Raw genomic sequence first — 18381 nt, forward strand, 5'->3', positions numbered from 1 at the left:
TTGACATGCTTTGGAAAAAGATAGGCCAGATCTTCGATGCTCGAACCCAGCTTCCTGATTGGGCAGAGAACTCAGCGCTTACACCAACACCTTTTTTATTGAACCCGGACGTCATCAGAATTTATGCCGGGTTTCGAGACAAGGCCGGCGTCAGCCGCATAGGTTATGTAGATGTGTCATCACATGACCCACGCAAGGTGCTGGGTGTTAGCAAAGAGCCAGTATTGACTGAGGGTGGCCCCGGATGTTTCGACGATAACGGCGTCATCATGGGCGATGTGGTGCGCGATGGCGACACCATCAGAATGTACTACGTTGGTTTCCAGATCGTCCAAAAAGCGAAGTTCCTTGCCTTCACTGGCCTGGCGACCAGCCAGGACGGACTTCGGTTCGACCGGGTTTCTGAAGCGCCTGTACTTGATCGCGTACACCAAGGTCGCACAATCCGCGCAATACATACTGCGATCTACGACGAAGGGCGTTGGAAGGTTTGGTATGCATTGGGAGATGGCTGGTGTGATATAAACGGCGTTCAATACCCTCGTTATAACATCTGGTACACAGAGTCGCCTGACGGTATCTCCTTTCCAGGGCCCCATCATCTTTGCATCGACAATGAAGGTGATGAATATAGAATAGGCAGGCCCTCCGTTTACAAGATAAACGGTCGCTATATGATGTTCTATACAAAAGGCGGAATTACCGGCAAGGATTATTTCCCAGGCGTTGCCTACTCCGAAGACGGCATCAACTGGACGCGCAAGGATGACGAATTAGGCATGTCACTTTCAGAGCACGCAGGATTTGACGACCAGCACCTGTGCTATCCGCGCCTGTGTGTCACGGCGGATAAAGTCTATGCTTTTTACAATGGCAACAATATGGGCGTTGAAGGTATTGGCCTGATGGAGTTGGTTCAATGGTGATTTGCGAGCTTTATCAGCAAGACGCCGAGAGCCAATGGAATGAGTTCGTCAGAACCAGCAAGACACCGCTGTTTATCTTCGAACGCCCCTTCATGGATTACCACGCCGATCGCTTTAATGACTTCTCTCTGCTGTTCAAAGAAGAAGATCAACTCCTTGCCGTGTTGCCCGCCAACATTGTGGACAATGTTGTGTATTCACATGGAGGTTTGACGTTCGGCGGCTTGATACTTTCGCACAAGGTCAAAGCAGAGAAGGTTCTTGAGATACTGCAGACGCTCAAAGTCTTCCTGAAAGAAAAGACTGTCAGCCGCCTTGAATACAAGTCAATTCCTTACATATTCGCCACTCACCCGGCTCAAGAAGACTTGTATGCGCTGAATATCGTTGGCGCCACCTTATTCCGGCGAGATATATCCAGCGTCATTGATATGGAGCGAGAGCCCAAGTTTTCAAAAGGCCGAAAATGGTTGATTGCAAGAGCGAAGAAGAACGGTCTGTGCGTAGAGGAGTCCACGGACTGGTCGGCCTATCACGCACTGCTTTCCAGCGTGCTATCGAAGCACAGTGCCACACCTACTCACTCGATCGATGAAATGGCTCTGCTCCACGAGCGCTTTCCTGAAAACATCCGTCTGAGGGTCGTGCGCAAGGATGGAGAGTTGATATGTGGTGTGCTGCTATTTGCTTATGAGCAGGTCTTGCATACTCAATACATCGCGGCAAACGAAGTCGGCAGGGAATCGGGGGCACTCGATCTGACCCTGGCAAGCTGCATTGATGAAGCCAAGCGCTCGGACAAAGCGTATTTCAGCTTCGGCATCTCGACTGAGCGTGGCGGGCTTTACTTGAACACCGGGCTGATCGCACAAAAAGAGAGCTTCAGCGCCCGGGCTATCGTGCATGATTTTTACAGGCTGGAATTGAATGATTAAGTTTTTGGATTTGAAGCAAGTCAACGATCAATACCAGGCAGAAATTCTGGCCGCCGCCGAGCGCGTGATAAAGTCCGGCTGGTATATCAAGGGCGAAGAACTCGAACAGTTTGAACAGGCATTTGCAGCGTACTGTGGTACCCAGTACTGCATCGGTGTGGGCAATGGCCTGGACGCGCTCACCCTTTCCCTGCGCGCCTGGAAAGAGCAAGGCCGGGTTAACGATGGCGATGAAGTCATCGTCCCAGCCAATACCTACATTGCTAGCATTCTGGCCATCATTGAAAGTGGGTTGACACCCGTTCTAGTGGAGCCATGCCTCGACACCTACAATATCGATCACCGACAAATTCAAAACAGGATCAGTGAAAAAACCAAGGTCTTGTTACCTGTCCATCTTTACGGTCAATTGGCCGAAATGGACAAAATCAATGACATCGCCAAGGCTCATAGTCTGCTGGTTCTGGAAGATGCCGCGCAGGCACACGGCGCAGAGGCTTTCGGAAGGAAGGCAGGAGCCTTCGGAGATGCTGCAGGCTTCAGTTTCTACCCCGGGAAAAACCTGGGTGCGCTGGGCGACGGCGGCGGGATCACTACCAATGATGCTGAGTTTGCCGACATTGTTCGATCCTTGGGCAACTACGGCAGCGAGGCGAAATATCAACATCGTTATGCGGGGATCAATAGCCGACTGGACGAACTGCAGGCGGCGATACTCTCTGTCAAGCTCAAGCACCTCGATAACGAAAACGCCCGCCGGCGAGCGATTGCAGCGAACTACGTTGCTAACATCGATAATCGATTGATCACGCTGCCGAACCTGGCTGATGGCAAAAGCCAGGCCTGGCACTTGTTCGTCATCCGATGTGACGACCGCAACGGGTTCATGTCCCATCTTTCCGATAACGGTGTGCAAGCACAAATCCATTACCCCACCGCTCCGCACAAACAAGTGGCGTTGCGCGGTATGACGACTGAAAGCTTCCCGATCACCGAGAACATCCACGACACAGTGGTGAGTCTGCCGTTGAATCCCACAATCAGTGATGATGAAGTTTCGCACGTCATCGAAGTGTGCAACGCCTACGTATCGTCATGAAGCTGATAAAAACAAGCCTGTTGAGTGGTATAGCGTCGCTGGTAAAAATATTTACGCTGCTCGGCATAAATAAGGTGCTCGCGATCTATACCGGTCCTTCGGGCTACGCACTCATAGGCCAGCTTCAAAATGCGGTACAGATTTTCTCGACATTCGCGAGCGGCGCGGTCAGCACCGGCGTTACCAAATACACCGCGGAGTATGGAGAGGATGCTTTAAAGCAGGAGAAGGTCTGGCGCACGGCTTTCAGCATCGCGTTATCGGGCAGTCTCATCAGTGCGATATTTATTATTGTGTTTGATAAAGAGCTCGCAGAGTTTTTTCTCGGGGACAGGGCCTACAGCAACCTTTTCATTGTGTTCGCCATCGGGTTGTTGCCGATGGTAGTGAACACGTTGCTCCTGGCCATACTCAACGGCAAGAAGGAGATCAAGGGCTATGTGATCGCAAATATTCTGGGCAGCCTGTTTTCGTTGCTCTTTACTGCGGTCCTGGCTTATTGCTTCGACTTTCTTGGGGCACTCATTGCTCTGGTGTCTTATCAGTCAATCGCCTGTTTGTTCACATTGGGCGTTTGCTTGAAAACCAGTTGGTTCAGGCTCGGTATATTTGCCTTCGAGTTTGATCGCAGTGCGCTGAGGAAACTCACCGGTTTTACATTTATGGCGCTGTGCTCTGCCATATGCGTTCCGCTGAGCTCCCTGTTTATCAGGACCTATCTGAATGACTCCTTGAGCGCCGAAGCCGCTGGCTATTGGGAGGCGATGACTCGGCTAAGCGGTGCATACATGATGGTGGTCACAATGACACTGAGCGTGTATTACCTGCCCAAGCTGTCGGAACTGACTTCGGCCAGCCAGATCAAACACGAAGTGATGTCCGGCTATAAAATAATTCTGCCTGCGGCCGCGCTGCTGTCGCTGGGCGTTTTTGTTTTTCGCGACCTTATTATCTGGATATTGTTTACCAAGGAGTTCGCACCCATGCGCCCGTTGTTTACGTGGCAACTGGTTGGCGACACCATGAAAATAGGCAGCTGGATTTTATCCTACTTGATGGTTAGCCGGGCGATGATCAAAGAGTTCATCATCTCTGAAATCATTTTCTCCATAACACTATGCCTACTGGTCGTGGCATTCTCCAACGCCTACGGTCTGATCGGGGCGACAATGGGCTACTGCGTAAACTACATGGCCTACTGGGTATTTTTGTATTTCTTCGTATGGCGGAAAATTAATTGAGCCTTAAGTCAAGCGTGATGCTGCCCTTATCTGAACAACCACTCGTCAGCGTTGTGGTCATCGTTTACAACCAATCGAACTATATCAAAGAGTGCATTCAATCAATCTTATCGCAAGATTACACAAATATTGAAATTATCATCAGTGATGACGCTTCCAAAGATGGTACCGACGCGCTCCTCCAGGAGATGCATGCCGCCAACCCTGAAAAAATAATACTTAACCTTGCTTCCGCTAACCAGGGGATAACAGGTAATTGCAATGCGGGCTTGCGTCTTGCAAAAGGCAAATATGTCGCCATGTTTGCGGGCGATGATTTGATGCTGCCTGGACGAATTAGCCAACAGGTCGAGTTCCTGGAGCAACATCCTGAGTTCTCCATCTGCGGGTCCTATGTGCAGGTTATTGACGGACAGGGACGTGCGGTAAAAATACAGAAAGACAAATTCAATAAACACAACCCTGTTTACAGGCTCGATGAGTTGATCGCCTCCAATAACTCCCTGGTGCCCGTGCCGGGCTTTATGGTGAGGGCTGATCGAATTCCAGCCTCTGGCTACGACTATCGCTTGCCTAAAGCATCAGACAGCCTGTTCTACTACCATATCGCCAGCAAAGGCGATATCTACATATTAAAAACACCGCTGACGCAATACCGCGTGCATCAGAGCCATGCGTCAAATATGGGCTACCTGGATGACAGCCTGGTTTCACTGGCACTGTGCGAGTTTTATTTCCCCGAACTGTACAGTGCTATAAAAAAAGGCAAAAGCAACCTGTACTATTCATACGCCCGGCACCTGCACAAGGTAAAGAAGGATTATAGCGGCGCATTGAAATATATTACTCGATCGCTTCTGGGCGACTTGAGCTTCAAAAAGTTGCTGGCATTGGCGCTGATTATATGTCGGGTTGATCGATGATTGAAATTTCAGAAACGCGTCTCACGCTGCAAAAAAAAACCTATCTCTGGGCGATGGCAACCTGGATCGTCATTGCATTGAACCCTTTCTATATCTGGGGGTATACACCTCAATTTCAGGCCCTGATCGCAGGTGTGTGCCTGGTGCTTTTTTTCCTCAAGAAAGATATTGCGCTACGTGAATACTTTTCTGGCCTGCTTTTCTCCGTAATGGTTTTCCTGTTTTACTATTTTTACGGCGCCAGTATTCTAGGCTGCTTATATTTCATGGCCGGCTATTTTGTTTTTTATTGCATACCCTCAAACGAAATCTTGAATATTTTTCGTAAATCAAAACGGCTGATCGCCATTCTTCTGCTTCCCGGTATATGCATCTGGTTTTTGCATCATCTGACCGGTGACAATAAATTATTCTTACTGGGCCCTCTGCCTGAGTACAAAATTCCCGATCAACTCAAAGCCCAAAATGGCGTAGGCTATTTTGTTTACCCTATGACCGTGGTTTTGGACTATATGCTGGACAATCCATTTTATCGGTTTTTTGGTTTTTTCGATGAGCCTGGTGCGCTGGGTACCTTCGCTGCCCTGCTGCTGGCGGCAGACAGGTTCAACCTGAGGTCACGCAGCAACTTCATCATATTCATTTCCGGAATTCTAAGTTTGTCCATGGCGTTTTTCATATTAAGCCTGGCTTACTTCGCCATCGAAGCGGTGCGCGGTAACAAACGTAACATAGTGCTATTAAGCGTTATGGTGGCACTCGTCATTCTGTCTGCACAAAATGATTATTTGAAGACCGTGATGTATGACCGCTTCGCCTATAAGTCGGAGGGGCTCGCAGGAGACAATCGCAATACCGATGGCTTCAACAAGCTATTTTCTGAGTGGGAATCGTCCGATGCGCGCTCACTCATGTTTGGCAGCGAGAAGGAAGACGACAGCGGCTCCGCCAGCTTCAAAAAAATCATCTTTCACTCGGGCATTCTAGGCACAGCATTCTTCGTACTGACGCTGTTGGGCTTTGCGCTGAGGCATAGAGTGCTCTTGAACTTCAATGGCATGGCTTTTTCGCTGCTATTGATATTGTCGATTGTTCAGAGACCCCTGGTTATCGCACCTGCGTTCCTGCTTCTGATTGCGGCTGCGGGCTGTAGGGAAATGTCACTTAAGAAAGCTCCACTATAGTCGGGAACAGGCCGGTCGATGACCGGCCTGTTTGATTGGGTTATTTGATCTCCAATCTGTCGCGGTTTTTCTCCATTAGCGCTTTGCCTATTCCCTTCACCTCAAGCAGTTCATCTACAGCTGTGAAAGGCCCATTGCTTTCTCGATAAGCCACAATCGCTTTGGCTTTGGCTGCACCAATACCAAACAGGTTGAGTCGCAACGTTTGCGCGTCGGCAGTGTTGAGATTGACCTTGGCATTTTGCGCAGCGATTTCTACCTGAGCGGAGACCGGGATTGGTGAAGCAACGTTGAGGGAGGGTGCAGGAGCAGCTGTTGCTGCAAGTGAGAAATTTGTAAGCAGGGTAAAGACGAGAGCGGAAATGTAGGCGTTTTGCATTGGTGACACTCCATGACATCTAAAAAGAGAAAGCAGCTTTCCGAAGCTGCTTTTTCAAATTAGAAGATCTTTGGAGAACGTCAAAAATGGCTGAGTAACAAGGTGTTTTCTCAGGGTTCCAAGCGGCGTTGCTGATAGATCCAATCGACAATTTCGCCGTCCGGGGAATAGCCGCTCACGGTGTCCCTCAGGAGCTGACGCACGCGCGTGTAATCGTGCTGTTCAACGGCGGCAAGCAGTTGCGTCAGCATATCCTTGAGCAGATCCCAGGAGAGGTGATCTTCGTTGGCACTCATGATCATCGGGTGCTGGGTGGCAACGACGTTGTCACCAATCAGTAACTCCTCGTAAAGCTTTTCACCAGGACGCAATCCCGTGAATTCAATCGCGATGTCACCGAGGGGATTTTTTTCGGACCGAACGCTAAGACCGGAGAGATGAATCATCTTTTCCGCCAGTTCGGTAATCTTTACCGGCTCCCCCATGTCAAGTACGAACACATCTCCGCCAAGCCCCATGGAGCCAGCCTGGATCACCAGTTGGGCGGCCTCGGGAATAGTCATGAAATAGCGCGTGATCTTCGGGTGAGTGACCGTCAGCGGCCCGCCGGATTTGATCTGCTTGTGGAACAACGGAATCACCGATCCCGACGACCCTAGAACATTACCAAAGCGAACCATGGTGAACCGGGTCTTGTTGACGCGCGATACATTGGCACTGTCACCAAACAACACCGGCGCCAGTTCACGACTGAGGGCCTGCAGTGTCAGTTCGGCGAGGCGTTTGGTGCTGCCCATCACGTTAGTTGGGCGAACCGCCTTATCGGTTGAAATCAGTACGAAGTTCAACACGCCGGCCTGCAGAGCAGCCTGGGCAGTGTTCAAGGTACCGATCACATTATTAAGCACACCTTCGGCAATATTGTGCTCGACCATCGGTACGTGCTTGTAGGCGGCTGCGTGGTAAACCGTGTCCACGCTCCAGGTTTTCATGATGTCGAGCAACTTCGCCTCATTGCGTATTGACCCGAGTATGGGCAATACACGAACCGGCAACGATTCACGAACGATCCGTTGTTCGAGCTCCGACAAAATGCTGTAGAGGTTGAACTCACTATGCTCGAACAACAACAAGGTGGTGGGCTGCAGTGACAGGATCTGTCGGCAGAGTTCGGAACCGATCGAACCTCCCGCCCCTGTGACCAGCACGGACTGCCCCTTGATGCAGTGTTCCAGAAGCTCCTCCTGGGCCGGCACGGCGTCGCGCCCCAGCAGGTCGGCAATATCCACTTCCTGAATGTCGTCTACCTTTACACGGCCGCTTGCGAGGTCCATGAAGCCGGGGACGCTGCGTACATGCAGTGGGAAACCTTCAAGGAAGCCGAGAATTTCGCGGCGCCTGCCACGATTGGAAGACGGAATTGCCAGCAGGATTTCCTGCGCGCCCGTCGCGTCGATCATGCGTTGAATGTGCCGGGGTTTATACACTTGCAGCCCGGAGATGACACGATCAGAGATGCTGTCATCGTCGTCGATAAAAGCGACAGGACGCATGACTCGGCCCATGCGCAACGCAGCCACCAATTGGTTGCCCGCCGCGCCTGCACCGTAGATCGCGACCCGCGGCAAGCCGTCGTCACGGCTGGTGAACGGCACGTGCTGAGCCGCAGCGAACCAGTCGCCCAGAAAGTACTGCCGCATGGCCAGACGCAATCCGCCAACCATGATCAAGCTAAGCCACCAATAATTGAAGATGATGGAACGTGGCACCACGTTCTGGTGATTGCTGTACCAGTAAACCACTACACCTAGAATCAAAGATGAAAGACTGACGGCCTTGATGATCGCAATCAGGGCGTCGTTGCCAAAGTACCGCATGACAGCACGGTACATGCCAAAACGCACGAACAGTGGAATAGCGACAACCGGAGCGCAGAGGAACAACCATTGGTGAAGGGCCACCGGGTTGATCATGTCATCCACCCCTAGGCGCACGACAAACGCCATCCACAGGGCGAGCCAGACCAGGAGGATATCTGTGATGACCTGCAGGATGCGTTTGCGCCTGCGAGGAAGCGCCAGCAGGTAAGATCGAATTTTACTCATAACCCTTTAAACACCTCTAACGCTCCTGACCTGCTCTGCATGACCGGCATTGAACACTTGAATGGCCTTATTGTTCTGTAAGCGAATTACGCCGAAGGTGAGACGGTTTTTTCCAACTCACCCGCACGGTATTTGATAGCCAGCAGCACCAGCGGTATATAGGCGATAAGCAAACCCGCCAAACCATTGAGACCCAATAAAGCCACAGAAAGTGCGATAGGTATCAACCATAATAAATTAATCGCGAGCACCGCCAGGGTGATAGGCAAATGTCGGCCAACCTGACGTGAGGCGAATTGATAGGCATGACTGCGATGAGCTTCATAAACCTTGTCGCCGCGCAGCAGGCGCCTGATAAGCGTGAAGGTGGCGTCTACAACGAATACGCCAAGCAGTATCAACCACACCCATAAAAATGCCATATCCTGCCACGCTGCCTGCAGCGAAAATATGCCCAGGATGATGCCGAGAAAGCCACTGCCAGCATCGCCCATGAAAATACGCGCCGGCGGAAAGTTCCAGTAAAGAAAGCCCAGGACTGCCATGCTCAACAATAATGGAGCCCAGATGAGCGCCTGATTCCCCGTCGCTGCATAGATCAGGCAGGCGCCCAGGCAGACGCACAACGCTTCGATACTGGCGAGCCCATCAATGCCGTCCATGAAGTTGTAGAGGTTGAGCAACCACACTAGGTAAAACGCAGCGAGTATGTGACCCAACCACCCGAGGTCAACGACCATGCCAGGCAAGCTGATGGGAGGGAGTCCGCCCAGCCAGAAAAGTGCCCAGATGGACGCACCAAAATGGCCAAGTAGACGCCATCTTGCTGCGACATGCCCGTGATCATCGAGAAACCCAAGGATCGCAATGGCAGCGCCCGCCCCCATCAAAGCCCATGTAACCGAGCGTGAAATCTCGTCTCCCAGATACAGGATCGGCAGTGCGATCAGGAAGCTCAACACGATCGCCACACCGCCCCCGCGGGGGGTGGGAATGGAGTGGGAGCTACGGGCATTGGGTATATCGATCATGCTGTTTGCCAACGCATAGCGTCGCAGGATCCAGGTAAGCAGAAGTGCAAGGGCCGCCACAACGGGCGCAAGCCACAATAAGTGAATCATCCACAGCTCCAATTGGCGGTCCGGGGAACGGACCCTCCTTCTAAATCAAACTTCCTTGAAACTTGCCGCCGTCTTTTTCAGTGCTTCGGAAACAGACATGGGCGGCACCCACCCCAGCAGATCCCGTGCCTTTGTAATATCGACTTGTAAAGACCCGCACAGCCGCTGGCCGATAGACTTGCGACCAATCAATGCCGCCCCCCACTCCAGCAGCATGGCTGGCACCGGCAGCAGTCGTGCCGGCTTACCCAGCGCCGCCCCCATGCGCCTGAGCAACTGGGTGGTCGAGAGGTCTTCACCGTCACTGGCCAGAAACGTCTGGCCAGCCGCAGCCGGATGGGTCATGCAAGTTACGATAAGGTCCACCAGGTTATCCAGTGCGACCAGGCTGCGCTGGTTGCCAATGGCGCCCAGAGGCAGCACGACACCTTTGTTCAGCCAACTCATCATGCTGCGAAAATTGGCCTTGACCCCTGGACCATAAACGAGCACCGGACGAATTATGACGACTTCCATGCCCGTGTTCTGCGCCAGTAACCGAAGTTGCTGCTCGGCTTCCATCTTGGAAACGCCATAAGGATCACCTGGAGCCGGGACGTCATCTGCGGTGTAAGGCTGCCCTGGACGCGTGCCCTCGCCGTTGACCTTTATCGAACTGATGAACACAAAGCGTTTCACACCCGCTTGCGCAGCTTGTTCAGCCAGCTTCAAGGTGCCCACCACGTTGACCTTGCGATATTCGGTCAGCGGATCGCTGGAAGCATCGGACATTACGTGAACGCGTGCAGCGCAGTGCACCAGAACGTCAACACCGCAAAGAGGAAGCGGTTCGCCAGCCAGATAATCCGGGCCGGCTCTCACCGGGGAGACCGTTGCCGGCAGTGCAACACCATCGCGACGAATCAGAGCCATCACCGTGCAACCTGCCATCGAGGACAGCCGTTCGACCACTGCCGAACCTACGAAGCCGCTGGCACCCGTGACGAAGTATGTGTGTTGATGATTCAAGCCGTGTGCTCCAACTGACGATAGACCTCAAGATGTTGTTCCACGATTTTTTCGATCGCAAACGCCTGTACCGCCAGTTCTCGACCCGCAGCGCCCATCTGACGCCGCAGCGCCGGATCTTCAATGAGCAGTTGCAGTTGATCGGCCAACGCGTGTGCATCCCGTACCGGCACCAGCAGCCCGGTGACGCCGGGGTCAATTGCGTCACGACAGCCGGGAACATCGGTGGTAACCACAGCTCGACCACAGGCGGCAGCTTCAACCAGCACCTTCGGCAGCCCTTCACGGTAGGAGGGCAAGGTTACGATATTGGCGTCTGAAAACAGTTGCGCAATATCGTCGCGATATCCCAGCAACTCGACAATACCCTCCTGGCGCCACGCATCCAGTTCAGCCCTGGTGACTGTGGCAGGGTTACCAGGGTCGACATCGCCAATCAATTGAAAGCGGGCTTGTACCCCGCGCTTGGCCAATATCCTGGCAGCCTCAACATACTCCACCACGCCTTTATCGCGCAAAAGCCGCGCAGCGAGACAGACTACAGGTAGCCCCTGAGGTTCTGGAACGTGCGCATAAAGTGCCAGATCGACACCCGAGCCACGAATCATCACAACCTTGGCCTCGGTAAGCCCGCCCATCGCCAGCAACAGGTCTCGGTCGTCAGGGTTTTGAAAGATCGAGCGCAGATTACGCTTACCCAACGCCAGGCGATAAAAAGCACTGACCAGACGCCGAACCAGCGCAGCCTTGGTGCCCTTGGAAAGAAACACGAAACCCAACCCGGAGATGGCCGTGACGACGCCTTTAACGGGAGCGAAGCGCGCAGCAACGCCGCCATAAAGGACCGGCTTGATGGTCACCAGGTGAAGCACATCTGGCTTCAAGCGCCATAACAACTTCCAGATGGTGAACATCAGCCCCAGCTCCGCCAACGGATTGCGGCCACTGCGCGATAGCGGCAGAGGATGAAACTCAAAACCCTGTGCCGTGATTGCAGCAACCGCAGCACCTGGCATGCAGGCGACATGAACCTTATAGCCAGCCGCCTGCGCACCTTTGGCAACAGCCAGACGATGGGACAGAAAAAATCCCGGATCATTGACTATAAACAACAACGTTTTAATCATCACTGCTCATCCAACCACGCCTGGAACATAAGGATGGTCCACAGGTGAGACTGCCAATTACCTCGCCCCTGAAGATGCTCGCTCCACATTTTCCTGATGGGCTCAGGCCGAAAGTAGCCATCCCGGACCAGGCGAGCTTCATCAAGGAGGGATTCGGCCCATTCGCGCAAAGAACCGCGCAACCACTCACCCAGCGGGATACCAAACCCTTGCTTGGGACGCTCGATCAGCTCTTTCGGGACGTGGCGATAAAGGACCTGACGCAACAGCCATTTCCCCTGACCATTACGGATTTTCAGATCAAGCGGCATACGCCACGCCAATTCGACCACTCGGTGGTCGAGCATGGGAACACGCCCTTCTATGCTCGCCGCCATGGAGGCCCGATCCAGCTTGACCATGATGTCATCCGACATATAGGTCTGAGCATCCATCGCCATCATCCAATGCTCGAAAGAATCGGTCTTCGGCCAGCGGGATGCGTCGGTAAACATTGTCGCAGGCTCTTCACCGCCGATGACAACGCTGGCCGGATCGCTCCAATGGCTGTTCAGTTGAAGGTAGAATTCATGCCCGTCCGCCAGCTTCAACACGTTGGCCAGTTTGTGCGCCTTGTCCCCAGGCCCGCTCACATGAAACCTGCTGGGAAGCAGCGGCTTTGCCAAGTTGAAAAGACTGTCCCACGTGGTGGGAGATACCGATCGTAAAAGGCTCGCGCTGGCCTGTCGCGCGAACGACGGCACATGCTGCATCTTCGACCATATCTTTTTTGCGCTCAGGTACCGGTTGTAGCCACCGAACAATTCGTCACCGCCGTCCCCACTGAGTACAACCTTCAATTGTTGGCTGGCCAGTTGACTGACAAGGAAGGTGGGAATCTGCGAGCTATCGCTGAAAGGTTCGCAATACATGGAAGACAGGCGCGGTATTACCGCTGCAGCGTCCTGAGGACGTACATACAGCTCAGTGTGCTGGGTGCCCAGGTGCCTGGACACAGCCTTGGCATGTACCGCCTCGTCGAACCCTCCCTCATCGAAGCCGATGGTGAACGTGCGTACCGGCTGGGTGCTCTGTGTTTGCATCAGGGCCACAACCGCGCTGCTGTCCACGCCCCCGCTCAGGAAAGCGCCCACCGGTACATCGGCCAGCATTTGCTGACCAATGCTCGACCGCAATTGAGCCTCGAGCAAATCAGTCGCCGCATCGGGGCTGCCGGTGAACGGGTCAGCAAGACCTTTGGCCACTGCGTCATTAAGGCGCCAGTAAGGCTGAGCAATGGCAGCTTTCGCAGCTGAGAGATCAGTAAGAGGCAGGACAACATAATGACCGCTCTGAAGCTTGGCGATGCCCTTGTAAATGCTGTAAGGGGCCGGAATGCAATTGTGACGAAGCAGCAGCGTCAACGCATTGCGGTCAATTTCCGCGCGAAACGCCGGAAACGCCTTGATGGCTTTGAGCTCCGAGCCGAAGAGCAAGATGTCATCCTGCCAGCCATAATAAAGCGGCTTCTCGCCCATACGATCACGGCCCAGCGTCAAGACCTGCTCTTGCCGATCCCACAGCGCGAACGCGAACATGCCCACCGACGCACTCAAAGTCTTTTCAACGCCCCAGCTTGCAAGCCCGGCCAGAAGCACTTCGGTGTCCGAATGGCCTTTCAGGCCCGTCGAGATAAGACCATCGTCGTGCAACGCTTGCCGCAGTTCGGCATGGTTATAGATCTCGCCGTTGAAGACGATGACAAATCGTCCGCAACTGGAATGCATCGGTTGATGACCAGCTTCAGAAAGGTCAACAATTGCAAGACGCCGATGCCCCAAAGCGATTCCCACATTCCCGTCGATCCACACACCGGAGTCGTCCGGGCCTCGATGGGTGAGCGACGTGTTCATCAACCGAACAACAGCCTCGAGTTCGCCGTTACGCGAGCTGAAAATACCGCTCAAACCACACATTTACTGGGCACCCTGATTCGAAAGAAAGCGATGATATAGGTCTTTGTATTGATACTCGGTACATTTCATTGTGAAATTTTCGGCGATGCGCTTATAAACGCTCTGCCCCATCGCGGCACGCTCTGACGCTGTTGCAGAAAGTACCGAGACGAATGCTTCGGATAGCCGCCGAGCATTCTGTGCAGGCACTACCGGACCCAATCCACCCAACAGGAATGCTGCATCGCCCACATCGGTGGTGACGCAAGGCAATGCCATACTCATGGCTTCGCCAAGAACGTTGGGGAAGCCTTCGGTGAATGAATGCAGGCAAAAAATATCCATGGCTTTGAAACAGGCAGCAACGTCCTTACGCTCACCGAGCAGGACAAACCGATCTGCGTGACCGGTGGAAGCAATATCGGCCATCAGCGCTGCATTATTCTGATCAACATCGCGCCCTACCATCAGAAACCTGACGTTCGCAAACTGACCAGCAACCATGCCTGCGGCTTTTACAAAGTTGGCGTGGTCCTTGACCGCGTTGAAACGGCCGAGACTGCCGATCACAAGCTCATCACGCCCAATGCCATGAGCTTCTCGAATGGCGTCACGCTCCGAGGGTGTGGCTACCAGTCGCGCAAGATCAAAGCCATTAGGTATGACCGTCATTCGATCCGGCGCATAGCCGACTTCAACATGGGTTTTTCGCGATGCTTGTGCAGCGCAGACAATCACGTCAGGGATGGATCTGGAGAGCCACGCACACAGTTTTCGAATGATAATCGTGGCCTTGCCCCCGCCGCTGCTTACATCCGTAGTCCTGACGCCCCATATGACACCTCTCACTCCGACCAGACGCGCTGCTATGCCTCCAACGAGATCAGAGTGGTACATCCAGGTTTGCACGATATCGGGCTTCTGCCGACGAAGATCACTGACCAACTTGATAGTAACGCCCAGCAAGTCCCACTTGCCGCGCATATGCAGGGTTTCGACGGCAATGCCGCTGGCTCGAAGCCGCACCCCCACTTCACCCAGGTCGGTCAGGGAGATCACGCGATGCTCATCCTCACCACGCGCCTTGAATGATTCACACAGGCGCAGCAGCATCAACTCCGCACCGCCAATATGCAGACCAACGATGATATGGGCTACTTTCAACGTCCCTGTTCCTCCAGCCAAGCTTGAAACATCAATACACCCCACAGCTTGCTCGAATGGTCGGCCCGGCCGCTCAGATGTTGCTCCCACACCCTTCGGATTACCGATGGATGAAAAAATCCTTCTTGCTGTAGACGTTTTTCATTCAGCAACACTTCCGACCACTCTCTGAGAGGCCCGCGCAACCAGGCCGCAATCGGAATGGAAAAACCTTTTTTTGGTCGTTCTATCAACGCGCGTGGAACGTGGCGGTATAGAACCTCTTTCAACGCCCATTTACCGACCCCTCCACGAATTTTCATATCCAGAGGTATACGCCATGCCAACTCGACAACACGATGATCGAGCAACGGAACGCGTGTCTCCAGACTGTTAGCCATGGCAGCGCGATCCACCTTTACAAGGATATCGTCGACCATGTAGGTCTGAGCATCCATTGCCATCATCCACTCTTCAAAGCCCGTCACAGCCGGCCATTTGGCTGGCGTGTTGAGCAATGTCGGGCCTTCATTTCCACTGATTACCGCGTTCGAGGGCGTCTTCCAATGGCTGACAAGCTGGCAATAGAAGTCCTCGCGATTACGACAATCAAGAATATCAACCAGTTTTTCAGCCCTGCCTTTAAGCGGTAACTGCTTCAACGAACTCGCCGCCACGTGGCGCAGCCCGCTTGGTACTTTGCTGACCTTGCTCCATATGCGCGGCGCAAACTGGTAAGGGTTATACCCGCCAAACAGTTCATCACCTGCATCACCGCTCAACGTAACGGTGACATGCTCACGCGCCATTTGGCTGACAAGGAAGGTAGGTATTTGCGAACTGTCGGCAAACGGTTCGCAATAGATGCGCGGCAAGTCTGGAATGATATTCAGCGCATCCTTGGCTTGAATATAAATTTCACTGTGTTCGGTATGCAGGTGGCGAGAAACTGCGAGCGCATGCTCCGCTTCGTTAAAACCATCTTCGCTGAAACCTATCGTGAAGGTTTTCACCGGGCGCGAGCTTTGCTTCTGCATGAGTGACACGATCAAGCTGCTATCGACGCCGCCGCTCAAGAACGCGCCCAATGGGACATCGGCGAGCATTTGCATGCCAATACTCTGATCAAGCTGGGTCTCGAGCGTGTCCACTACAGTCTTGCTATCGGCTTGCAGTGGATTGCCGAGACCGGCCTTTACAGCAGCATTGAAAGACCAGAATGGAATCAAATCGACGGACGCTCGCTTTTGCCCAAGCGAGATCGCGACGTAATGTCCAGGCGCGAGTTTTTCAATACCCTGATAAATACTGTACGGCGCCGGAACATAATTGTGCCTCAGGTACAGTGCCAGAGCATCGCGATCGATATTGGCCGAAAAGGCCGGGTGTACCTTAAGCGCCTTGAGTTCCGATCCAAATAACAGAACATCGTTATGCCAGCCCCAATACAGCGGTTTCTCTCCCAATCGATCGCGGGCCAGTATCAACTGGCGCTCCTGCGTGTCCCATAACGCAATGGCAAACATTCCTACCGTCGCCTGCAGGGTTTTCTCCACGCCCCATTGCTCGAAGCAGGCCAGTAAGGTTTCTGTATCCGAGTGCCCACGCCAGGTTTCGCCGTACTCGGTGGTGAGGAGGCTGCGCAACGAAAGGTGGTTATAAATCTCGCCATTGAACGCCATGACGTAGCGCCCGCTGGAAGAATGCATGGGCTGATGGCCCGCGGCTGAAAGATCGACAATTGCAAGCCGACGGTGCGACAGGCCTATTCCAAGTGATGCGTCCGACCATGTTCCGGCATCATCGGGGCCGCGGTTGTAAATCGCGTTACCCATCGCCGCCAGGATGTCATTTGCGCCATCACCCAGAGGGGCTGATGCGAAGAAACCAGAAAACCCACACATGCCTCAATTCCCCTGAACGTATTTAATCGCGATCCTAGCTTACGAGATATCCCAAGCAGTCTCAGGATGTCACCAGCATCGTATGCCGTGAACAACTAAAGCAGGGGACGACCTATCGTTAACAAAATAAAAAACCTTTGAAATTTCATTAGAAATAAATGGGCGTACAGCACTCATCGACGCTGACTTCTTCGGTGAGCCGCCCGCAGGCACAATAAAACAAAAGGCTCGAGCGCCCCTAGATTGGGCGCCTGAGACACTCCGAAAATAAGGCAAGCAACCATTACTTCAGAAAAGTCGAATACCAGCCCATTGCTTTCGTAATACCCTGCTGAATATCAAACTTCGGCTCATAGCCCAACAGCGTTTTTATCTTTCCGATATCAGCCTGAGAATGCCGAACATCGCCTGCACGAAAATCACGATACACGGGCGATTTTTCATAACTTATACCGTGCTGCGACAACGACTGGCGTAGCGCAGAAAACAGCATATTAAGGTCGGTACGCCCGCTGACCGCGACGTTATAAACTTGATTTCGCGCTGCGGACTCAGTCACGGTAGCGGCCAGCAGATTGGCTTGAACTGTGTTCTCGATAAAGCAGAAATCCCTGCTGGTTTCGCCGTCTCCATTAATAAAAACCTCTTGATTCTTAATCATGGAAGCGGCCCATTTAGGGATCACCGCAGCATAGGCACCCTCCGGATCCTGACGCTTACCAAACACGTTAAAGTAACGCAGACCGATGGTTTCAAAACCATAACACCTAGCGAATACTTCCGCGTAGAGCTCGTTGACATATTTGGTAACTGCGTACGGGGAGAGTGGTTTGCCAATAACGTCTTCCACTTTCGGCAAACCCGGGTGATCTCCGTAAGTAGAACTACTGGCAGCGTAAGTGAAACTTTTTACTTGCGCATCCCTGGCCGCCACCAACATGTTAAGGAACCCATCAATATTGGTAGCATTCGTAGCGATTGGATCATTGAGGGATCGTGGTACCGACCCAAGCGCCGCCTGGTGCAATACGTAATCCACCCCTCCACATGCGCGCTGACAGTCATCCAATACCTTGATGTCACCTTCGATGAAGCTAAAACGAGCCCACTGCTGCGCAGTGACCGTACCTTTAACCTCATCGAGATTGCGCTGATGGCCCGTCGCAAAGTTGTCAAGGCCGACAACAACTTGATTCAGGCCAAGCAAAGTCTCCAATAAATTGGAGCCAATAAATCCAGCCACTCCAGTGATCAACCACGTTTCAGGTGAAGTCTTGAGTGTTTCCAGGAGCGTTTCATAGCGGGACATAAATTGGCTCTTCGTTTATTGAAAAATAGAACGCATAAATAAA

At 52.9% G+C, this 18381-nt stretch carries 15 protein-coding genes; 6 read left to right on the top strand and 9 right to left on the bottom strand.

Features of this window, described 5'->3' with window-relative positions:
* Positions 1 to 5 precede the first annotated feature (5 nt).
* From ACXX81_RS14875 to ACXX81_RS14900, 6 genes are read left to right on the top strand one after another with little or no spacing between them, the layout of a single operon-like run.
* Positions 6 to 926, top strand: coding sequence for a glycoside hydrolase family protein (locus ACXX81_RS14875; protein ID WP_209980414.1), 921 nt, complete (start codon positions 6 to 8; stop codon positions 924 to 926).
* Positions 920 to 1861 carry a GNAT family N-acetyltransferase gene (locus ACXX81_RS14880; protein ID WP_209980412.1) on the top strand — a complete coding sequence of 314 codons (942 nt, stop codon included), beginning with the start codon at positions 920 to 922 and terminating at the stop codon, positions 1859 to 1861. The genes ACXX81_RS14875 and ACXX81_RS14880 overlap by 7 nt, the downstream gene beginning before the upstream one ends.
* Positions 1854 to 2960, top strand: a complete 1107-nt coding sequence (locus ACXX81_RS14885) for a DegT/DnrJ/EryC1/StrS family aminotransferase (RefSeq protein WP_209980411.1) — start codon at positions 1854 to 1856, stop codon at positions 2958 to 2960. The genes ACXX81_RS14880 and ACXX81_RS14885 overlap by 8 nt, the downstream gene beginning before the upstream one ends.
* Complete coding sequence (locus ACXX81_RS14890) at positions 2957 to 4201, top strand: O-antigen translocase (protein ID WP_209980409.1); 1245 nt, start codon at positions 2957 to 2959, stop codon at positions 4199 to 4201. Before ACXX81_RS14885 ends, ACXX81_RS14890 begins: the two co-directional genes overlap by 4 nt.
* Positions 4198 to 5124: a glycosyltransferase family 2 protein gene (locus ACXX81_RS14895; RefSeq protein WP_209980407.1), complete on the top strand. Its 927-nt coding sequence runs from the start codon at positions 4198 to 4200 to the stop codon at positions 5122 to 5124. The genes ACXX81_RS14890 and ACXX81_RS14895 overlap by 4 nt, the downstream gene beginning before the upstream one ends.
* Positions 5121 to 6308, top strand: a complete 1188-nt coding sequence (locus ACXX81_RS14900; protein ID WP_209980405.1) for a hypothetical protein — start codon at positions 5121 to 5123, stop codon at positions 6306 to 6308. Before ACXX81_RS14895 ends, ACXX81_RS14900 begins: the two co-directional genes overlap by 4 nt.
* A gap of 40 nt (positions 6309 to 6348) precedes the next feature.
* Here ACXX81_RS14900 and ACXX81_RS14905 read toward each other — a convergent pair whose 3' ends face one another.
* The 9 genes from ACXX81_RS14905 to ACXX81_RS14945 form a co-directional block, all read right to left on the bottom strand.
* The gene (locus tag ACXX81_RS14905; RefSeq protein WP_209980403.1) at positions 6349 to 6687 is read right to left on the bottom strand and encodes a ComEA family DNA-binding protein; all 339 of its coding nucleotides are present in this window, start codon (positions 6685 to 6687) and stop codon (positions 6349 to 6351) included.
* Positions 6688 to 6797: 110 nt separating this feature from the next.
* Positions 6798 to 8792, bottom strand: coding sequence for a polysaccharide biosynthesis protein (locus tag ACXX81_RS14910; RefSeq protein WP_209980401.1), 1995 nt, complete (start codon positions 8790 to 8792; stop codon positions 6798 to 6800).
* 86 nt (positions 8793 to 8878) lie between these two features.
* Positions 8879 to 9913: an MraY family glycosyltransferase gene (locus ACXX81_RS14915; protein ID WP_458571955.1), complete on the bottom strand. Its 1035-nt coding sequence runs from the start codon at positions 9911 to 9913 to the stop codon at positions 8879 to 8881.
* A 45-nt stretch (positions 9914 to 9958) separates the two neighbouring features.
* Positions 9959 to 10921 (bottom strand): UDP-glucose 4-epimerase family protein, encoded by a 963-nt coding sequence (locus ACXX81_RS14920; protein ID WP_209980396.1) that lies wholly within the window; start codon positions 10919 to 10921, stop codon positions 9959 to 9961.
* Positions 10918 to 12048 carry a glycosyltransferase family 4 protein gene (locus ACXX81_RS14925; protein WP_209980394.1) on the bottom strand — a complete coding sequence of 377 codons (1131 nt, stop codon included), beginning with the start codon at positions 12046 to 12048 and terminating at the stop codon, positions 10918 to 10920. Before ACXX81_RS14925 ends, ACXX81_RS14920 begins: the two co-directional genes overlap by 4 nt.
* A complete protein-coding gene (gene asnB / locus ACXX81_RS14930; protein WP_458571956.1) occupies positions 12048 to 14003 on the bottom strand; it encodes an asparagine synthase (glutamine-hydrolyzing) in 1956 nt (651 codons plus the stop codon). The genes ACXX81_RS14925 and asnB (ACXX81_RS14930) overlap by 1 nt, the downstream gene beginning before the upstream one ends.
* Positions 14004 to 15146, bottom strand: a complete 1143-nt coding sequence (locus ACXX81_RS14935) for a glycosyltransferase family 4 protein (protein ID WP_209980389.1) — start codon at positions 15144 to 15146, stop codon at positions 14004 to 14006. It abuts the gene before it with no gap.
* Complete coding sequence (gene asnB, locus ACXX81_RS14940) at positions 15143 to 17029, bottom strand: asparagine synthase (glutamine-hydrolyzing) (RefSeq protein WP_458571957.1); 1887 nt, start codon at positions 17027 to 17029, stop codon at positions 15143 to 15145. Before asnB (ACXX81_RS14940) ends, ACXX81_RS14935 begins: the two co-directional genes overlap by 4 nt.
* Positions 17030 to 17312: 283 nt before the next feature.
* Positions 17313 to 18338, bottom strand: a complete 1026-nt coding sequence (locus ACXX81_RS14945) for an NAD-dependent epimerase/dehydratase family protein (protein WP_458571958.1) — start codon at positions 18336 to 18338, stop codon at positions 17313 to 17315.
* Positions 18339 to 18381 lie beyond the last annotated feature (43 nt).

The sequence above is a fragment of the Pseudomonas sp. GNP013 genome (genome assembly GCF_054343995.1).

What these genes read in the sequence shown, in the direction of transcription:
- ACXX81_RS14875 (WP_209980414.1), top strand. Translation starts at nt 6, where the DNA reads ATGCTTTGGAAAAAGATAGGCCAGATCTTCGATGCTCGAACCCAGCTT.
- ACXX81_RS14880 (WP_209980412.1), top strand. Translation starts at nt 920, where the DNA reads ATGGTGATTTGCGAGCTTTATCAGCAAGACGCCGAGAGCCAATGGAAT.
- ACXX81_RS14885 (WP_209980411.1), top strand. Translation starts at nt 1,854, where the DNA reads ATGATTAAGTTTTTGGATTTGAAGCAAGTCAACGATCAATACCAGGCA.
- ACXX81_RS14890 (WP_209980409.1), top strand. Translation starts at nt 2,957, where the DNA reads ATGAAGCTGATAAAAACAAGCCTGTTGAGTGGTATAGCGTCGCTGGTA.
- ACXX81_RS14900 (WP_209980405.1), top strand. Translation starts at nt 5,121, where the DNA reads ATGATTGAAATTTCAGAAACGCGTCTCACGCTGCAAAAAAAAACCTAT.
- ACXX81_RS14905 (WP_209980403.1), bottom strand. Translation starts at nt 6,687, where the DNA reads ATGCAAAACGCCTACATTTCCGCTCTCGTCTTTACCCTGCTTACAAAT.
- ACXX81_RS14910 (WP_209980401.1), bottom strand. Translation starts at nt 8,792, where the DNA reads ATGAGTAAAATTCGATCTTACCTGCTGGCGCTTCCTCGCAGGCGCAAA.
- ACXX81_RS14915 (WP_458571955.1), bottom strand. Translation starts at nt 9,913, where the DNA reads ATGATTCACTTATTGTGGCTTGCGCCCGTTGTGGCGGCCCTTGCACTT.
- ACXX81_RS14925 (WP_209980394.1), bottom strand. Translation starts at nt 12,048, where the DNA reads ATGATTAAAACGTTGTTGTTTATAGTCAATGATCCGGGATTTTTTCTG.
- asnB (WP_458571956.1), bottom strand. Translation starts at nt 14,003, where the DNA reads ATGTGTGGTTTGAGCGGTATTTTCAGCTCGCGTAACGGCGAACTCGAG.
- asnB (WP_458571957.1), bottom strand. Translation starts at nt 17,029, where the DNA reads ATGTGTGGGTTTTCTGGTTTCTTCGCATCAGCCCCTCTGGGTGATGGC.
- ACXX81_RS14945 (WP_458571958.1), bottom strand. Translation starts at nt 18,338, where the DNA reads ATGTCCCGCTATGAAACGCTCCTGGAAACACTCAAGACTTCACCTGAA.